16 protein-coding genes are annotated in these 16,493 nt (G+C 70.0%); 11 read left to right on the plus strand and 5 right to left on the minus strand.

Annotated elements, in window-relative coordinates:
• A partial coding sequence (locus IEZ03_RS31910; protein WP_189241253.1) for a hypothetical protein occupies positions 1–975 on the minus strand: 975 nt, incomplete at its 3' end.
• A gap of 203 nt (positions 976–1,178) precedes the next feature.
• Here IEZ03_RS31910 and IEZ03_RS31915 point away from each other — a divergent pair.
• The 3 genes from IEZ03_RS31915 (at position 1,179) to IEZ03_RS31925 (ending at position 5,171) form a co-directional block, all read left to right on the plus strand.
• On the plus strand, positions 1,179–2,381 hold the full coding sequence (locus IEZ03_RS31915) for a PucR family transcriptional regulator (protein WP_184887999.1): 1,203 nt from the start codon (positions 1,179–1,181) through the stop codon (positions 2,379–2,381).
• Positions 2,382–2,636: 255 nt separating this feature from the next.
• Positions 2,637–3,863: a PucR family transcriptional regulator gene (locus IEZ03_RS31920; RefSeq protein WP_184887997.1), complete on the plus strand. Its 1,227-nt coding sequence runs from the start codon at positions 2,637–2,639 to the stop codon at positions 3,861–3,863.
• A 534-nt stretch (positions 3,864–4,397) separates the two neighbouring features.
• A complete protein-coding gene (locus IEZ03_RS31925; protein WP_184887994.1) occupies positions 4,398–5,171 on the plus strand; it encodes a hypothetical protein in 774 nt (257 codons plus the stop codon).
• Positions 5,172–5,217: 46 nt separating this feature from the next.
• On the opposite strand, the gene IEZ03_RS31930 is transcribed toward IEZ03_RS31925, so the two are convergent.
• The 4 genes from IEZ03_RS31930 to IEZ03_RS31945 form a co-directional block, all read right to left on the minus strand.
• Positions 5,218–5,865 carry a TetR/AcrR family transcriptional regulator gene (locus IEZ03_RS31930; RefSeq protein WP_184887992.1) on the minus strand — a complete coding sequence of 216 codons (648 nt, stop codon included), beginning with the start codon at positions 5,863–5,865 and terminating at the stop codon, positions 5,218–5,220.
• A gap of 110 nt (positions 5,866–5,975) precedes the next feature.
• Complete coding sequence (locus IEZ03_RS31935) at positions 5,976–6,638, minus strand: TetR/AcrR family transcriptional regulator (RefSeq protein ID WP_184887990.1); 663 nt, start codon at positions 6,636–6,638, stop codon at positions 5,976–5,978.
• A gap of 60 nt (positions 6,639–6,698) precedes the next feature.
• A complete protein-coding gene (locus IEZ03_RS31940) occupies positions 6,699–7,487 on the minus strand; it encodes an aggregation-promoting factor C-terminal-like domain-containing protein (protein WP_184887988.1) in 789 nt (262 codons plus the stop codon).
• An 85-nt stretch (positions 7,488–7,572) separates the two neighbouring features.
• Positions 7,573–8,163 (minus strand): MarR family winged helix-turn-helix transcriptional regulator, encoded by a 591-nt coding sequence (locus IEZ03_RS31945; protein WP_229808706.1) that lies wholly within the window; start codon positions 8,161–8,163, stop codon positions 7,573–7,575.
• Between the two features lie 338 nt (positions 8,164–8,501).
• On the opposite strand from IEZ03_RS31945, the gene IEZ03_RS31950 reads away from it, so the two are divergent.
• The 8 genes from IEZ03_RS31950 to IEZ03_RS31985 all read left to right on the plus strand — a co-directional run.
• On the plus strand, positions 8,502–9,305 hold the full coding sequence (locus IEZ03_RS31950) for an MlaE family ABC transporter permease (protein ID WP_184887985.1): 804 nt from the start codon (positions 8,502–8,504) through the stop codon (positions 9,303–9,305).
• Entirely contained in the window at positions 9,305–10,159 is an 855-nt protein-coding gene (locus IEZ03_RS31955) for an ABC transporter permease (RefSeq protein ID WP_184887983.1), read from the plus strand. Before IEZ03_RS31950 ends, IEZ03_RS31955 begins: the two co-directional genes overlap by 1 nt.
• Positions 10,156–11,193, plus strand: a complete 1,038-nt coding sequence (locus IEZ03_RS31960; RefSeq protein WP_184887981.1) for an MlaD family protein — start codon at positions 10,156–10,158, stop codon at positions 11,191–11,193. Before IEZ03_RS31955 ends, IEZ03_RS31960 begins: the two co-directional genes overlap by 4 nt.
• Positions 11,190–12,266 carry an MCE family protein gene (locus IEZ03_RS31965; RefSeq protein ID WP_229808707.1) on the plus strand — a complete coding sequence of 359 codons (1,077 nt, stop codon included), beginning with the start codon at positions 11,190–11,192 and terminating at the stop codon, positions 12,264–12,266. The genes IEZ03_RS31960 and IEZ03_RS31965 overlap by 4 nt, the downstream gene beginning before the upstream one ends.
• Positions 12,266–13,291, plus strand: coding sequence for an MCE family protein (locus tag IEZ03_RS31970; protein WP_184887979.1), 1,026 nt, complete (start codon positions 12,266–12,268; stop codon positions 13,289–13,291). Before IEZ03_RS31965 ends, IEZ03_RS31970 begins: the two co-directional genes overlap by 1 nt.
• Positions 13,291–14,316: an MCE family protein gene (locus IEZ03_RS31975; RefSeq protein ID WP_184887977.1), complete on the plus strand. Its 1,026-nt coding sequence runs from the start codon at positions 13,291–13,293 to the stop codon at positions 14,314–14,316. The genes IEZ03_RS31970 and IEZ03_RS31975 overlap by 1 nt, the downstream gene beginning before the upstream one ends.
• Positions 14,316–15,380, plus strand: a complete 1,065-nt coding sequence (locus tag IEZ03_RS31980) for an MCE family protein (RefSeq protein ID WP_184887975.1) — start codon at positions 14,316–14,318, stop codon at positions 15,378–15,380. Before IEZ03_RS31975 ends, IEZ03_RS31980 begins: the two co-directional genes overlap by 1 nt.
• A partial coding sequence (locus IEZ03_RS31985) for an MCE family protein (RefSeq protein ID WP_229808708.1) occupies positions 15,377–16,493 on the plus strand: 1,117 nt, incomplete at its 3' end. The genes IEZ03_RS31980 and IEZ03_RS31985, both read left to right, overlap by 4 nt.

Raw genomic sequence — 16,493 nt, forward strand, 5'->3', positions numbered from 1 at the left:
GATGCGTTCCCGGAGGTCGTCGTCGATGGTGAAGCCGCGCGTCTCCAGGACGGTGAGAAGCAGCTTGGCCTCGCCCCTGGCCTCGCCCCTGGCCTCGCCCCTGGCCTCGCCTTCTGCGATGTGTTTGAGGGCGAAGTCGCTCTTCCACTCGTACGTGCCGGCCTGCATGATCTCCTCCAAGCAGTGTCGTGCGGCTTCGGAGAGCTGTGACCGCACGTAGTCATGATACAGCTCGCCCCTGTCACGCTCTGTGACCTCCAGGGCTTCGGCGAAGGCCGTCAGGATGGCCTTCTGATCGGGGCCGTCGGCGTGTGCGATGGTGCTGAGGATCGCCAGTTCCGGCAAGGAACGGGCCTTGTCCAGGTCGGTGACGGCGGGTACCTCGGTGAGGTTCAGAACCCAGGGGCGCAGGACCCAGCCTTGATGTCCGCTCTCGATCGGCTCACGGCACCAGGCGGAGGTCCTCCTGTCCGGGCACAGCACCAGCAGCGTCACCGGACACTTGCGCCGGGCCCGGAGCGTGGCCAGATAGACCGGCCAGCTGTAGTGCTTGCGCGGGTCCGGCTTGAGCTGGACCTCGACGACGATCGCGAGATCCGGGCGCTTCGGGTCGCCGAGGAGGACGGTCGAGTCGCATCGGTACTCGGTGGGGTTGCAGTCGGTGAGCGTCTCCGATCCCAGTGATATCCGGTCGTACTCGGGGGGTTTGATTCCGGAAGCCGCCTGGAGGAGTTCCGGGGCCAGCGCGGGCTGGTTCCGGAACAGGTCGAGCGGCACCTCGTGTTCGGCGGAGGGCATGAGGCGGACGCTATCGGTGTTCGTGTCGCTACGAAGAGCGAAAAACGTTACGTGGGGTAATACGGGATCTTGTTGTTGCATGTCCCTGTTCGTGATGCTTCTTCGCCCTTCCCGGGCGTCGAGCGGCCCGGTCGGTACGGTAACGATTCGGCTGGGAGCGTCGAGCTTCTTAATCATCCGGTGATTAACACCGAACGTTATTCGCTCGCAAAGTGAGCCAGTATGTGGTGTACGGGACGGATTAGGCAAGCATAAGTGAGTAATTATCGATGTAGAACGGCCTGTACGGAGTGTGAAACTTTTTCAGGAATGGTGCGCGGCGTGCGCCGTTGGGTTACTTTCATTGCATCGTTCCTCTGCCGGCGCGAAGGAGGCCGACGATGACGGGGACCGTCACCGGGCGGGGGCGTCCGGGACCGATCCCGCCGAAGGTGATCGCCATTCTGAGCGCGGAACTGCCGTCCCTCACCGAGGAGATCGTCAGCGAGGTCAAGCGGTCGGTTCCGACGGATCCGCGGAAGGCCCCGCCGGTGCCGCAGCGGACGATCCGGGTCAGCGTGGAGCAGGTCATAGCCGCCTTCGTCGACCAGGTGACCGGCATGGGCGACACCCACGAGCGCCGCGACGAGCTGTGCCGCGAACTCGGGCGCACCGCGGCCTACGAGGGGCGCAGCCTAGACGCGCTGCAAGCCGCGTACCGGGTCGGGGTCCAGGTCGCGTGGCGGCGCGTCGCGGACGTCGCGAGCAGGCGGCGGCTGCCGTCACAGGTGATGACGCAGCTCGCCGACGCGCTGTTCTCCTACATCGACGAGCTGGCCTCGCTGACCGTCCAGGGGTACCTGGAGGCGCGGTCGCGGTCGGCGGACGAAGTGGCGGGGGCGCACCGGAGGCTGCTGCGGCTGGTACTGCGGCCGGGAGCGCCCGGCGGCGCGCTGGCCGAGACGGCGAAGACCGTCGGCTGGACGGTGCCGGACGAGGTGACGATGGTCGCGCTGCCCGCGCGCACGCGGTGCATCCGGGCCGCGCTGGACGCGGACGTGCTCGCCGACCTGGGCGACACCGAACCCCACCTCCTGGTGCCGGGTCCCTTCGGCCCCGCGCGCCGGGAGATGCTGGTCGAGGCGCTGCCCGAGCGCCGCTCCGCGGTGGGACTGACCGTCCCGCTGGCGGAGGCGGCCGACTCGCTGCGGTGGGCGCGGCGGGCGCTGGCGCTCGTCGAGGCCGGCGTCCTGGAGGACGGCGGCCCGACGCTGTGCGAGCGGCACCTGCTGACGCTGTGGCTGCTGTCCGACGAAGCCTTGCTGGACCAGCTCTCGCGGCGCCGATTGGCGGCCCTGGCGGGGATGAGCCGAACGCAGCGATCCCGGATGACCGAAACCCTCGGCGCATGGCTCGAAGCACAGGGAAACGCGGTCGAGACCGCCCGGCGGCTGCGTGTACATCCGCAGACCGTTCGGTACCGGATGCGGCGCCTCAGTGCGACGTTTGACGAGCAACTGGCCGATCCGGCGTCGCGTTTCGTGCTGGACGCGGTGCTCCGGGCGAGCCGGTTGCGGCAGGAGCGGAGGCCGTCTATGCGGTGAGTGGAGCATGGCCGTACCGTGCGTGTCCGCGCGGACGGCACAGAGTGATTTTATGTTCTCTTTACCTTGGGCCACGGCGACTTGGACCTACCGTCGGCGTGTCTCAGTTCACAGCCTGTCGGGGGCGCACAGGGGTCCCCCGCTCGGTGCGTCCTTGTCATGTCCGTAGCGAAAGCCGACCGTCCGGGACGCCGGGTGCCCCCTGCCCGGAACCACGCCACGTCCCGGAGCGGCGGCGTTCTCGGAGGTGTCTCGATGACGCGGACGCTCACGCAGGAGGCCGTGCGGCCGCAGCTCAAGCTGCCGCGGCGGCTGGCAGCGATGATGCGCCCGGAGCTCCCGAGTCTGTCCAGGGAGATCATCCAGGAGGTACGCAGGTCGATTCCCGAGTACGGACGGCCCATGGAGGGGCCGTACGTGGAGACGCTCCGGATCGGCGTAGAAAGGGCGCTGACCGACTTCGTCGAGCAGGTCGCGAACCCCCGCGCGCCGCGGGAGCGCTACCGCGAGACGTACCGCAGGCTCGGCAGGTTCGAGGCGCAGGAGGGCCGGACGCTCGACACCCTCCAGGCCGCGTTCCGCATCGGCGCGCAGGTCGCCTGGCGCCGCATCATGAAGGTCGGCCCCCGCCGGCACCTGTCCAGCGACGTCATGGCGCAGCTCGCCGACGCGCTGTTCACCTATATCGACGAACTCGCCGCGCTGGCGCTCCAGGGCTACCTGGAGGAACGGCCGGACGGCGAGATCAAGGGCCACCGCAGGCGGCTGCTGGAACTGCTGCTGCGCCCGCGCGGGCCCCGCAGCGTCCTGGACGAGGTCGCGGCGCGGGCGAGATGGCCGATCCCGGACGAGATGACCGTGGTCGCCGCCCCGCCCGGCTCCCCGTACGTGCGGGGGGTGCTGGAGGACGACGTGCTCGCCGACCTCAACGCGCCCGAGCCGTTCCTGGTGATGCCGGGCAGGCTGACGCCCGAGCGGCGGCGGGTGCTGCTGCGGGTGCTGCCCGAGGGGCAGCTCGTCGCGGGCCCCCGCGCGGCCGCCGCGGGACTGGCCGACTCACTGCGCTGGGCGCGGCACGCGCTGCGGCTGGTGGAGACGGGCATCCTCCCGGGCGCCCCGGTGACCGACTGCGACGACCACCTCATCACCCTGCTGCTGCTGTCGGACCAGGCCCTCGTCGACCGGCTCGCGCACCGGCACCTGAGCGAGCTGTCGGAGTTCCCGAGCCGGCAGCGCGGCCGGCTCATGGACACGCTGCACGCCTGGCTGGTGAGCCGCGGCACCGCCGCCGAGATCGCCGAGGAGCTGAACATCCACCCGCAGACCGTCCGCTACCGGATGCGGCAGCTCGAAGGCGTTCTCGGCGACCGGCTGAACGATCCCGAAGCGCGTTTCGCGATCGAGGTGGTGCTGCGCGCGACCTCGCTGCGGCAACAGTCCGCGGAGGACGCCGGCGACACGCGGAAAAGGCTCACTCGCTGACAATCGGAGAATGTCGCCCCGTCCGTCCGTAAGCACGCGGCAATGACATTGGCGGACGGGGTTGATTGCCCATTCATGTGCGTGCTTCCATCCAATTCTGAGACATTATCGGGATGGTCGCCACGGGGTGGAGGTGCGTGCAGGGTGCGCTCACGTTCGGCACGTTCGGTCGTGGCGGTTCTGGGCGTGGCGGCGCTCGTGGGACTGACGGGTGCGCACCCGGTGAGCGCCGACGAGACGAGCCCCACCCCCACCTTGAGCGCTACGGACGCTCCGACTGAGACACCGACGGACACCCCGACTGAGACACCGACCGAGACTCCGACTGAGACGCCGACGGAGACGCCCACCGAGACGCCGACTGAGACGCCCACCGAGACGCCGACTGAGACGCCCACCGAGACACCGACTGAGACGCCCACGGAAACGCCCACCGAGACGCCGACGGAGGATCCCACCGGCTCGCCGACCCCGACCCCGACCCCGACCGACCCCCCGGGCACGCCGGGCACCCCCGGGAAGCCCAAGAAGCCCGTGCTGTCCCTCGCGCTGTCGGTGTCGTCGGCGACGATGAAGCCCGGCGGATCGGTCACCGCGACGGTCCGGGTGGCGTCCGCGAACGCGACCGCGCAGAACGCCGTCGTGCGGATCGCGGCGTCCGGCGCCTCGGTGAGCCCGGGGACGCAGAGCATCGGCGCGGTCGGCTCCGGCGGGGCCGCGGCGATCGCGACCGTGCGCGCGCCGTCCGGCGCGAAACCCGGGCTGATCACGGTGCGGGCGACCGCCTCGGCGTCCAAGGCGAGCAGCGTGTCCCGCAGCTACAAGCTGATCATCACCGATGCCTCCGGCGCCCCGCCGCCCGGGGTGAGCCTGGCGAACCTGCCGCCCGGCGTCCCGCCGCTGACCCCGTCGACCTTCAACCCGCTCGCCGGGATGAAGGGTCCGCAGGTGGCGCTGCCCCCGATCTCGTCACCGCAGATCGCCGCGAGCCCGGCGCCGATCGTCCCCGTCGCCGGCCTGCGCACGATCGAGGACGAGACGCTCACCGTGCAGCGGCTCTCGTCGCTGCAGGCGGGCTTCCTCGCCGCGATGGCGGTGTCGGTGGCGCTGCTGCTGCTCCGGGTGCGGCTGTCGCGCCGCGTGCCCGCGGTGCGCATCCCGCTGCCGCGGGCGCAGCGCAGGCGGCTCCGGTCGGCGGGCAAGCGGCTCACCGAGGCCCGGGTGCGGGCGCTGCCGCCGCAGCCCGCGCGCAGCCCCGTCCGGATCGTCTGGCTGCCGGTCAGGCCGGCCCGCGTGGCGCGCCTCTGAGCGCACCGCCGGACGCGCTCACCGGCCGGCGGTCACCTGCCTGCGCTCATTTGGCGGGGGCGAACACGGGGCGGAAGCCCGCGACGAGCTGCCGGATCACCGGACGCTGCTCGGCCGGGGTGCGGCCGCGCAGGTCGTGGACCGGGTCGAGGCCGTCGTAATACGGCGCGAGCGCCAGGAACGGCAGGATCGTCAGGATCAGCGTCGCGAGGACGTCGAGGTCGGCGTCCTCCCGGATCGCGCCCGCGCCCTGCCAGAGCTGCAGCGTCGGGTGGATCACCTGGAGGTAGTGCTGGTTGGCGGTGTCGCGGACCACGGACCGGACGCTGTTGTCGAGCTCGAAGTTGGTCGCCGCGGTGACGCCGCGCTCCAGCGGGTGGTCGGCCATGTACTCGGTCCAGTCGCACAGGACGTCGAAGAGCCACTCGTCGAACGACTGGTCGAAGTCGATCCGCTCGATCCGGCGCTCCATCTCCTCCCGGATCCGCCGCGACGTCTCGTCGCAGACGAACGCGAAGAACTCCAGCTTGTCGCTGAAGTACTGGAACAGGGACCCCTTGGCGATGCCGGCCTCGCGCGCGATGGTGTTCAGGCTGCCCGTCGAGTACCCGTTCTCTCCGAACTCGCGCATCGCCACCTCGAGCACCCGCTCGCGCTTGGCGACGTTGAGGCGGAACCAGGTGGACGTTGGCATGGACCCCTTCGACTTTCCGTCAGGAACCGGTAACCCGACGGTCAGGATAACGGCCCGTGCCGTCCCGTGTGGCCCGAAACATCACCAGCGCCCCACCCCGTCCCGGGGGCTCAGCGGGCCAGGCGGATGAGGATGCGGCAGACCTCTTCGATGATCTCCGTGGCCTCGGCCTCGCTCTCGGCCGTGGCGATCTCCCGCCCTGCCTCGCCGATGACCGTGGTCAGCACCAGGCTCAGCACCTGCTCGGCCCGGCCCGCGGGCTCGCCGGTGCCGCGCAGCAGCTTCGTGTTCTGCGCGATCCAGTGCTGGGCGCGGCTGCGGCGCATCAGCGACGACCCGGACGGGCCCTCGCCGCCGAGGAACAGCCGGGCCGCGTCCCGGCGCTCCCAGCACACCCGCAGGTAGGCGCGGGCGCCGGCGATGAACAGCGTGATCGGGTCGGCCTCGCCGTCCTTGCGGGCGGCGGACACGGCCTGCGCGGCGCTCGCCTCCTGCTCGGCGCTCAGGTCCTCCCACAGCGCCACGTACAGCCCGGCCTTGCCGCCGTAGTGGTGGTAGAGGCTGCCGACGCTGATCCCGGACCGCTCGACGATCTCGGCGATGCCCGCGTCGGCGTAGCCGCGGTCGGCGAAGACCTCCAGCGCCGCGCTCAGCAGCGCCTGCCGCGTCGCGTCGGCCCGCGCCCACTGCCGCCCGCCGGTCACCGTGCCGCCCGCCGCGCCGTTCTCGGTCTCGTCCGCGCCGCCGGCCCGCCGCGCCCTGCTCGTCCGCATCCCACCATGGTGCCAGGCCGCGGGGTTCCGGCACGGTCCATCACGCCAGGGAACGGGGACTCAGTACCAGTTGTTGCGCTGCCAGAAGGCCCACGCGCCGCACGGATCGTCGTAGCGGGCCTTGATGTAGCCGAGCCCCCACGCGATCTGGGTGGGGGAGCTGGTGCGCCAGTCGCCCCCGGCGCTGGCCATCTTGCTGCCGGGCAGCGACTGCGGGATGCCGTAGGCGCCGCTGGACGGGTTCTCGGCCCGCTCGTTCCAGTTGCTCTCGTGCTCCCAGAGCGTCAGCAGCGACGGCCAGCAGCGGCTCCACCCCTTGAGGGCGTTCATCTTCTTGCCGTACGCCTTGTTCTGCGCCGAGCTCGGGTTGGACTTGGCGAGCCGCTCGCGCTCCTGCCGGGCCTTCAGCTCCGCCCGCGCCTTCGCCTCGCGCTTGGCCTTCTCCTTGAGCCTCGCCAGCTCGCGCTTGTGCTCCTCGTAGGCGCGCTTCTTGGCGGCGGCGACCGCGTCGGCGGCGACCGGGTCCATGTCGGACGCGGACGTCAGCTTGGCGAGCATGTCGTTGGTCGACAGGTCGGCGGCCGCCATCTTCGGGGGCTTGGAGTCGTCCTCGACGAACCGGTCGATGTCCACCAGGACGACGGCGGCGCCGACCGCGCCGATCGCGACGGCCGTGATGGTGACGTTGCTGGTGAGCGCCCGCCGCAGCCGCCGCTTCTTCTCGGGGCGGAACCCGGGCGGCCCGTACGGGTCGAGGTGGTGGGACTCGGCGGGCTCCCGGGGCGGGGGGACACTCGCGCGCCGCCTGCCGGCGCCGTGACTACCGCGCGTGCCGCGACTCTTTGGCATAGGAGGAGCCTGCCTTATCGCCCGGGGATCCTGTCGTCCTGGAGGAGGTACGCCGACAGGGTGACACATGGTTCACCCTCCCGGCTCACCCGCCGGGGTCCCCCCGGTCCCGTCCGGCGCCCGGGTTCAACAGTTCCACGTCGCCCGCCGCCAGTCGCGCGGGTTGCAGGGATTCGAAGATGTGGCGGTGCATCCCGCCGAACACGGCGAGCTCTCCGTCGGGGGCCTCCAGCGCCAGGCTCACCTCGTTCACCCGGTCGCGGCCCGCCGCGGTGATCTCGACGAGCGTGGCGCGCCGGTCGCGGGGGTGCGGGGCGCGGGTGACCAGGCCCGCGGCCTCCAGCTGGTCGGCGGTGAGCTTCACGGTCGTCGGGTGCATCATCAGGATCCGGCCGAGCGTGCTCAGCCGGGACCGGCCGCGCCTGGACAGGGCGAGGGTCGTCAGCAGGAAGTACCCGGTCCGGGTGAGGCCGAGGCGCTTCAGCTCCACCTCCAGCGCCTTCGTCAGCAGCTGGTTGAGGCGTCCGACGGCGCAGATGGACATGAACGGCCACGGCCCGCCGCGGAGCCCCTGCCCCTCCCAGCGGTCCCTGACCCCCATGACCAGAGGGTCGATACCGTCGTCCATCTCGTCTTCTGCCTCGTCAGCGATGTCGCGTCGCGCCTCGGTTCGCACCGGCCGATCGTAGCTTCGGACAAATCAACATGTAAGTACTCGCTTCTTAGACCTTCTTCCAATAGAGTGCCTCAGATCACACGCGGTACCCAAGTGCTTGCTAGGGCGCGCGGGACCGTCGTGATCCCGGTCTCTGCCGAGACCAAGGCGGCGCGAATCAGAGCAGGTACGACGGCGTCGCCTATGGCCCGGCGGATGCCGTGCATCGGATGGGCGCCGACGTCCGAGATCGAGGGAGGCTGTATGGCCCTTCGCGAACCCGCGAGGCGGGGCTCGTCCCCGCGGAACGGTCCACCCGGGTCCGGGGTGCACACCCCGCCGCGGGAGGTCATCGGCTGATGGCCGTGAGCCTGACGAAGGCCCCCGATCTGGCGCGCAGACGCGTCGGGCGAGCGCTCGACGAGACCGGGCTGCTGTGCGTGACCCTCCTGGAGGGGCTGCGCCGCACCTGGGACGTCCGCCAGTGGTGGGGCGAGTTCATCGAGCAGTGCTGGTTCCTCGCCCGCGTGACGGCCGTCCCGGTCATGCTGATCGCGGTGCCGCTCGGCGCCACCATCTCGCTGCAGGTCGGCGACATCGCCCGCCAGCTCGGCGCGCAGTCGGGGACCGGCGCGCTGCTGACCGCCGCGATGATCCAGCAGGTGGCCCCGCTGGCCGCCGCGCTGCTGGTCTCCGGCGTCGGCGGCTCGGCGATCACCTCCGACATGGGCGCCCGCAACATCCGCGACGAGCTCGCGGCCATGGAGGTCATGGGCATCAACCCGATCCACCGCCTCGTCACCCCCAGGCTGTGGGCGGCGAGCATGGTGTCCGGGCTGCTCTGCTCGGTGGTGATCCTGGCCGGCGTCCTTGGCGGCTACTACTTCAACGTCATCCAGCAGGGCGTCAGCCCCGGCGCGTTCTTCGACGGCGCCACCACCCTGCTCCAGTTCTCGGACCTGATGATCACCCTGTTCAAGGCGTGGGTGTTCGGTTTCATCGCCGCCGCCGTCGCCTGCTACATGGGCATGAACTGCGACTACGGCCCCGTCGGTGTGGGCCGCGCGGTCAACCGGGCGGTCGTCGTCACATCGATCGTGGTGTTCGCGACGAACTACATCCTCACCATGATCTACCAGGTCCTGTTCCCCCCGAGGTTCTGATGGTCGCCATATCCCCCGTACGCAAGCTGGGCCGTGCCGTCAGGGTCCGGACCGCGGGTCTCGCCGCCTCGGCGAACCTGCCGGTCTTCCTCGGCCGGGTCCTCTACCACCTGTTCGTCGACATCATCATCCGCCGCAAGTACGGCAAGACGCTGGCCAAGCAGGTCAGCGACATCACCGTCGGCGTCGGCGCGCTGGTCATCGGCGGCGGCATGATCTTCGTCATCGCGACGATGTCGCTGGCCACCGGCGCGATGGTCGGACTGCAGGGCTACCCCGGGCTGGAGCGCATCGGCGCGGAGGCGTTCACCGGGCTCGTCGCCAGCTACTCCAACGTCCGCGAGGTGACCCCGATCATCGCGGGCGTCGCGCTCGTCGCCCAGGTCGGCACCGGCTTCACCGCCGAGATCGGCGCGATGCGGATCTCCGAGGAGATCGACGCGCTGGAGGTCATGGGCATCAACTCCCTGGCCTACCTGGTGTGCACCCGGGTCGCCGCCGGCGTCATCGCGCTCGTGCCGCTGTACCTGGTCTCGCTGTTCATGGCGTTCTTCGCCACCAGGTTCATCACGATCCAGTACTTCGGTCTTTCGCCCGGTATCTACGACTACTACTTTCACCTCTACCTGCCGCCGATCGACGTGTTCTACAGCGTCATCAAGGTGGCGGTGTTCGCGTTCATCATCATGTTCATCCACTGCTACCGCGGCTACTACGCGGCGGGCGGGCCGGTAGGCGTCGGCGTCGCCGCGGGCCGCGCGATCCGGGAGTCGACCATCCTGATGATCCTGATGAACCTGGTCCTGTCCTACATCTTCTGGGGCCACGGCAGCACGGTGAGGTTGACCGGATGAGCGAGGAGACACTGTCCGCCCGCTCCCGGACGATCTACGGGCTGGTCGGCGCGGGCGTCATCGCGGCGGGCGCCGTGCTCGTGGCGGTGGGGACGACCCCGTCGCACTCGGGCTCCACCTACTACACCGCGACCTTCGACCGGGCGGGCCAGGGCCTCGACCCCGGCAAGTCGGACGTGAAGGTCCGCGGCATCGCGGTCGGGACCGTCGACGAGCTGACGCTCGAGGACAGCGGCCGCGTCAAGGTCCGGTTCCGGGTCGAGGAGGGCATCAGGGTCGCCGACACGACGACCGCGGCCATCGAGCCCGTCTCGGTGTTCGGGCCGAAGGACCTCGTCCTCGACCTCGGCGCGAACGAGCTGCGCGGCCCGTACCTGAAGGACGGCGGGACGGTCGCCAAGACCGTGGACCCGGAGGAGCTGTCCGACACCGCGTGGCCCGCCTACGAGCTGACCAAGGCCATCAACCCGGACGAGGTGGCCACGATCCTGCACACGTTCGGCGCCGGGCTCTCCGGAGAGGGCCCCGCCCTGCGCCGCACGATCGACAACGGTGCCGAGGTCGTCGACGCGACCTACCGGGACCGGGCCGCGATCAACGCGCTGATGCGCAACGTCAACGGGCTGTCGGACACGCTGGCGTCCCGCGGCGACAACATCACCGGCATCACCGCCGACCTCAACCGGATCTCGCAGGTCGTCACCGAGCGGCCGGACAAGATCGAGCAGCTGCTCGGCCAGACCGGCGAACTCGGGGACAAGGTCGGCAACACCCTCCAGGCGCGCGGCGCCGACCTCGGCTCGATCATCGACAACGGCGGTGACGTCGCCGACGTGGTCAACGACCAGCGCCGCAACCTGCCGGTGCTGATGGACGGCCTGATCGGCTTCTTCGGCCTGCTGTCGCGGATCATCCGCGTCCCCGGCCCGGAGGGCAGGACGATCGCCCAGGCGCGGGCCACGCTGCCGCTCGACATGTGCCGGATCTTCATCGACGCCTGCTCGCCCCGGGGCGGCAACGGGGGGCGGCCATGAGCCCGCTGCGGCGCGGCAGAACCGCGCGCGGGCCCGAGCAGACCACGATGCTGAAGTTCCTGGCGTTCGTGGCTGCGACCGGCCTGCTGACCTTCTACATCGGCCAGATGATCCTCGGCACGAGCTTCCGGGACCGCTACGACCTGACCGCCACCTTCGACGACGTCACCGGCCTGCTGGAAGGCGACGACGTGAAGGTCGCGGGCACGCCCGTCGGGCGGGTCGAGTCCATCGAGGTCGTCCGCGGCAAGGCCGTGGTCGGGATGCGGATCGACCGGGAGGTGCGGGTCCCGACCGACTCCACCGCCGCGATCCGGTGGCGCAACGTGATGGGCCAGCGCGTCATCTACCTGGAGCCGGGCAAGGAGCAGGCGAAGCTCGGCGACGGCGACCGCGTCCCGCACACCAAGTCGGTGGTGGACCTCGGCGCGATCGTCAACGCGCTCGGCCCGCTGACCCGCAGCCTGGACCCGAACCAGCTCAACAAGATCCTCTTCTCCTTCTCCCAGGCGCTGGAGGGCAACGAGCAGAACATCTCGCTGCTCAACCACAACCTGGACGCGCTGCTGCAGACGTTCGCGCTGCGCAAGAAGACCATCGAGGGGATGATCGACAACTACGAGACGGTGAGCGGGGCGGTCGCCAAGCGGGACCAGCAGATCGCGGCGAGCGTCGACAACCTCGAGTCGCTGACGAAGGTGTTCGCGAACAACCGCAAGATCCTCGAGGACGCCATCGTGGAGATCGGCGGAGTCACCACCAACCTCAACGCCGTGCTCGGCGGGCAGGACGCCCAGCTCGCCCGCATCATCGACAACCTCGGCCTGTTCGCCGAGACGTTCCGGCTCAACGTGAAGCAGCTGGAGAATATGGTCCAGCAGCTCCCGCTGACGCTGCGGCAGCTGTTCGCCGCGACGAACGGCGGCCACTTCCTGCGCTCGAACGCGCTCTGCCTGAACATCGAGCAGGGGCCCTGCCCCTTCGAGATGGAGCTGCCGCAGGCCCCCGGGACCGACGCGCCCACCAAGGACGAACTCGACAAGCTGCGCAAGATGCTGCAAGGGGGTGGCTGATGGCGCTCAAATCCCTGCGCGACGTCAACCACAAGATCGTCGCGATCGCCACGCTGACCGCGCTCGGCGCCGCCTGCGTGTTCGCCTTCGCCGTCGGCCAGCTGCACCTGTTCGACCGCGGCTACACGATGAGCGGCGAGTTCACCGACCTCGCGGGCCTGAAGAAGGGGCAGGACGTGCGGATCGCCGGTGTGAAGGCCGGCCGGATCACCGACGTCAGGCCCGATTTCCGGCGCGGCAAGGTCATCGTCACCTGGCACATGAACGCGGGCATGGACCTCGGGCCGCAGACCCGGGCCGAGATCCAGACGACGACGCTGCTCGGCGGCCGGTACCTGCGGCTGACCGGCCCGGTCGCCAAGCCCTACATGGCGGACGTGCCGGAGTCCAAGCGCCGGATCCCGGTGTCGCGCACCAGCGTCCCGTTCACCATCCCCGAGGCGCTGGAGGGCGCGCAGAACATCGTCGGCAAGCTCGACCAGAAGAGCGTCGACAAGCTGCTGACCCAGATCAACGAGATCGAGTCGCCGGGAGCGAAGAAGCTGCACCGGATCCTGACCAACGTCCAGGAGCTGTCGCAGATGCTGAACGACTCCTACCCGGAGATCGAGCGGCTGATCGAGAGCAGCAAGACCATCACCGGCACGCTGGCGGCCAAGGACCAGCAGCTCCACGAGATCATCAGCGCCAGCCAGACGCTGCTGGACACGCTGGTGCGCCGCCGGAACGAGCTGGCCTCCACGATCGGGCAGGGCAGCCGGACGGTCCAGACGCTGTCCAACGTGATCTCCCAGAACCAGAAGAAGCTGGACAGGCTGCTGGACAACCTGCACCTGCTGACCACCCGGCTCGCGCCGAACATGGACGCGCTGAACACCAACTTCTCGCTGCTGGGGCCGACGTTCGCGCAGGTCGCCAAGGTCCGGGGGAACGGCCGCTGGGTCGAGGGCCTGATCACCGGGCTCGGGCCGCTGCAGCCGGTCGGCCCGCACTCCACGCCGCGCAACCCCTCGGGAGGCAACTGATGAGGGCGCGAACCGTCGCCGTCGCACTCGGCCTCGCGCTGACCGCCTCCCTCGGCGGGTGCTCGCTCGTCCCGGCCGCGAGCGGCGACCGCACCATGGTCGTCTACGTCCCGAAGGCCCGCTCCTTCTACGAGGAGTCCAAGGTCAAGGTGATGGGGGCCGACGTCGGCCTGGTCGACAAGGTCGAGAACCAGGGCGACAAGGTCAAGGTGACGTTCCACCTGCGCCGGGACGTGCCGCTGCCCAAGGGGGTGCACGCGTCGATCGTCCCGCTGAACCTCATCGGTGAGCGGAACCTCGTCCTGCACCCGGCGTGGCAGCCCGGCCAGCCGAAGGAGACCGCGAACGTCATCCCGATGGAGCGGACGCACGTGCCGGTCGAGGTGGACGACGCGCTCAGCTCCTTCACCAACCTCGCCAACGCGCTCGACCCGACCAAGATGCAGTCCGCGCTCGGCACCGCCGCCGAGACCCTCGGCGGCAACGGCCGGCAGTTCAACGCCACCCTCGAGCAGAGCGCCCGCCTCGTCGAGAACATCGCCGGGCAGGACAAGGAGCTGATCGAGGTCGCGCGGAACCTCGACCGGCTCGCCGGGGTCGTGCGGGGACGCGAGGAGATCCTCGGCAGCCTCATCCGGGACTTCGGTGAGGCGTCCCGCGTGCTCAGCGCCGAGCGGGGCGAGCTGCAGCAGCTCATCAGGGCCATCCTGGACCTGGCCAAGAACGGCGACCGGCTGCTCCAGAAGTACAAGGGGCAGCTGCCGTACGACCTGGCCGTCCTCACCAGGACCGCGCTGATGCTCAAGGGCAACACCAAGCAGATCGCCCAGCTGGTGGAGGCGCTGCCCGACGTCGGCGACGCGCTCATCGGCGGCTACCACCACGACACCAAGTCGCTGCACATCAGGTTCGCCACCGACGCGTTCCTGCGGACGTGGCTGAAGAGCCTGCTGAACACCGACGACGTCGGCTGCCCGCTGCCCCCGCCCAACTCGAACTGTCCCTGGGACAACGGAGGCAACTGATGGGCCGGACCGTACTCGTGCTCGTCGTCGCCATGGCCGTGGCGCTCACGGGCTGCTCCTACCAGACGGCGGGCGCCCCGAAGGGCGACCTCACGCTGACGGCCACCTTCACCGACGTGCAGCAGCTCGTCGCGGGCCACAGCGTCAAGATGTCCGACATCACGGTCGGCAGCGTCACCAAGGTCGAACTCGTCGGCTACAAGTCCCAGGTGACGCTGTCCATCGAGGACGGCATCCGGATCCCGCAGGGCACCCTGGCCGAGATCAAGGTGACGTCGCTGCTCGGTGAGAACTACGTCGACCTGCGGATGCCGCCCGGCAAGAGCATGAACGCCGGGCCGTTCCTCGCCGACGGCGCGACGATCGACGACACCAGCGTCCAGCCGTCGTTCGAGCAGGTCGTCGGGCAGGCCGGGCCGCTGATCGAGGCGCTGGCGGGCGACGACGTCGCCACGGTCGTCAACGCCGGGGCCACCGCGCTGGACGGCAACGGCCAGAAGCTCAACAAGACGATCGCCCAGGCGAGCGGCCTGCTCAAGATGTTCGCCGACCAGCGCCGCGAGCTGGGGGAGTCGGTCGACCGGTTCGCCCGGCTCGGCCGGTCCCTCGCCAAGGGGAGTGACGCCCTCGAAGAGGCGCCCGGCCGGCTGGAGGCGACCACCCGGCTGCTGGACGAGAACAAAGAAGAGATCATCCAGTCGGTGGACCGGCTCACCCACCTGGCCCGCCAGCTGAACGACAAGGTCCTGGAGCGGCGCATCGGCCGGTTCCGGAAGCTCCTCGCGGACCTGGACCCCGTCCTGCAGTCCCTCGGCGGCAACCGCAAGCGGCTCACGGAACTGGTGAACGGCCTGGTGACCTTCGCCGACAAGCTGCCCCAGGCGAGCTACGACGGCCAGCTGCTGCTCTACCCGATCCTCCGGTTCATCTGGCCGGACGGGTCGCCGGTCATTCCGGGCGTCGACTACCCGACCGGGACGGCGAGCACGAGCAGGACCAAGGTTCCGGAGGAGCTCAAGGGCGCCCTGCCCGGCATCGAGAACATCCTGGAGCCGCGCCGATGAGCACGCGAATCACGATCAACCTGGCGGTCTTCGCCGCGCTCGCCGTGATCATGGTGGTCTGGGCGTTCAACAACGTCATCCGGTTCGACTTCATCGACCGCCCCTACCAGATCACCGTGGAGTTCGAGTCCTCACCGGGCCTCCACCCGAACTTCGAGGTCGACTACCTCGGGCTGCGGATCGGCAAGATCGACTCGGTGGAGCTGGTGAAGGACAAGGTCGTCGTCCGGCTGGACATCGAGCGGGGCGTCAAGATCCCGCAGGGGGTCACCGCCGCCGCGGCCCGCAAGTCCGCGGTCGGCGAGCCGGTGGTCGAGCTGACCCCGGCGCCCGGCAGGACCGACGCGCCGCCGATGAAGCCGGGCTCGCTGATCCCGGTGTCGCAGACCAGCGTCCCGCCCAAGTACGGGGACCTGTTCGGCGCCGTCATCGACAGCCTGGAGGCCATCGACCCCGACGACGCCAGGGTCGTCACGCACGAGCTGGCCGAGGGCTGGTCCGGGCGCGAGCAGTCGCTGCAGCAGATCATCCACGGCGGCGACCAGCTGACCTCCACGTTCGCGCAGAACACCGAGCTGCTCGACGGGCTGACCGACGACCTCGCGAGGATCACCCAAGTCCTGAACCAGAACCGCGGGTCGCTCGGCGCGGGGATCGACAACCTCGCCGCGCTGACCTCGGCGCTCAGCCAGGTCCGCGGCGAGCTGGCGGAACTGCGCGACGACGGGCCCGGCCTGCTGGCCACGGTCAACGACCTGCTGGACAAGACCGGCCCCGACTTCGAGTGCACCGTCGAGGTGCTCGGCAACTGGGGGCTCAAGCGCCACAACCCCGCGATCCTGGCCGACCTGCGGGAGACGCTCGCGAAGGCCCCGGAGCTCACCGTCGTCCTGGACAACGTGGTCGGCACCGACGAGGGCGCCCCCATCCTGAACATCTACTTCGAGCTGACGCTGAACACCCCGGCGACGCTGGAGTACGACCGCCCGCTGCCGCAGCCCAAGACGGGCGAGATCCCGAACTGCCCGGACGGCAGGTCCCCGGCGGCGATCGACCAGAAGCCCTACAAGGCGAAGGACCCGGGCGACACGATCCCGACCCACAATCCCGCGC

Origin of the sequence: Actinomadura livida, assembly GCF_014648675.1 — a bacterium.
GTDB lineage: Bacteria > Actinomycetota > Actinomycetes > Streptosporangiales > Streptosporangiaceae > Spirillospora > Spirillospora livida.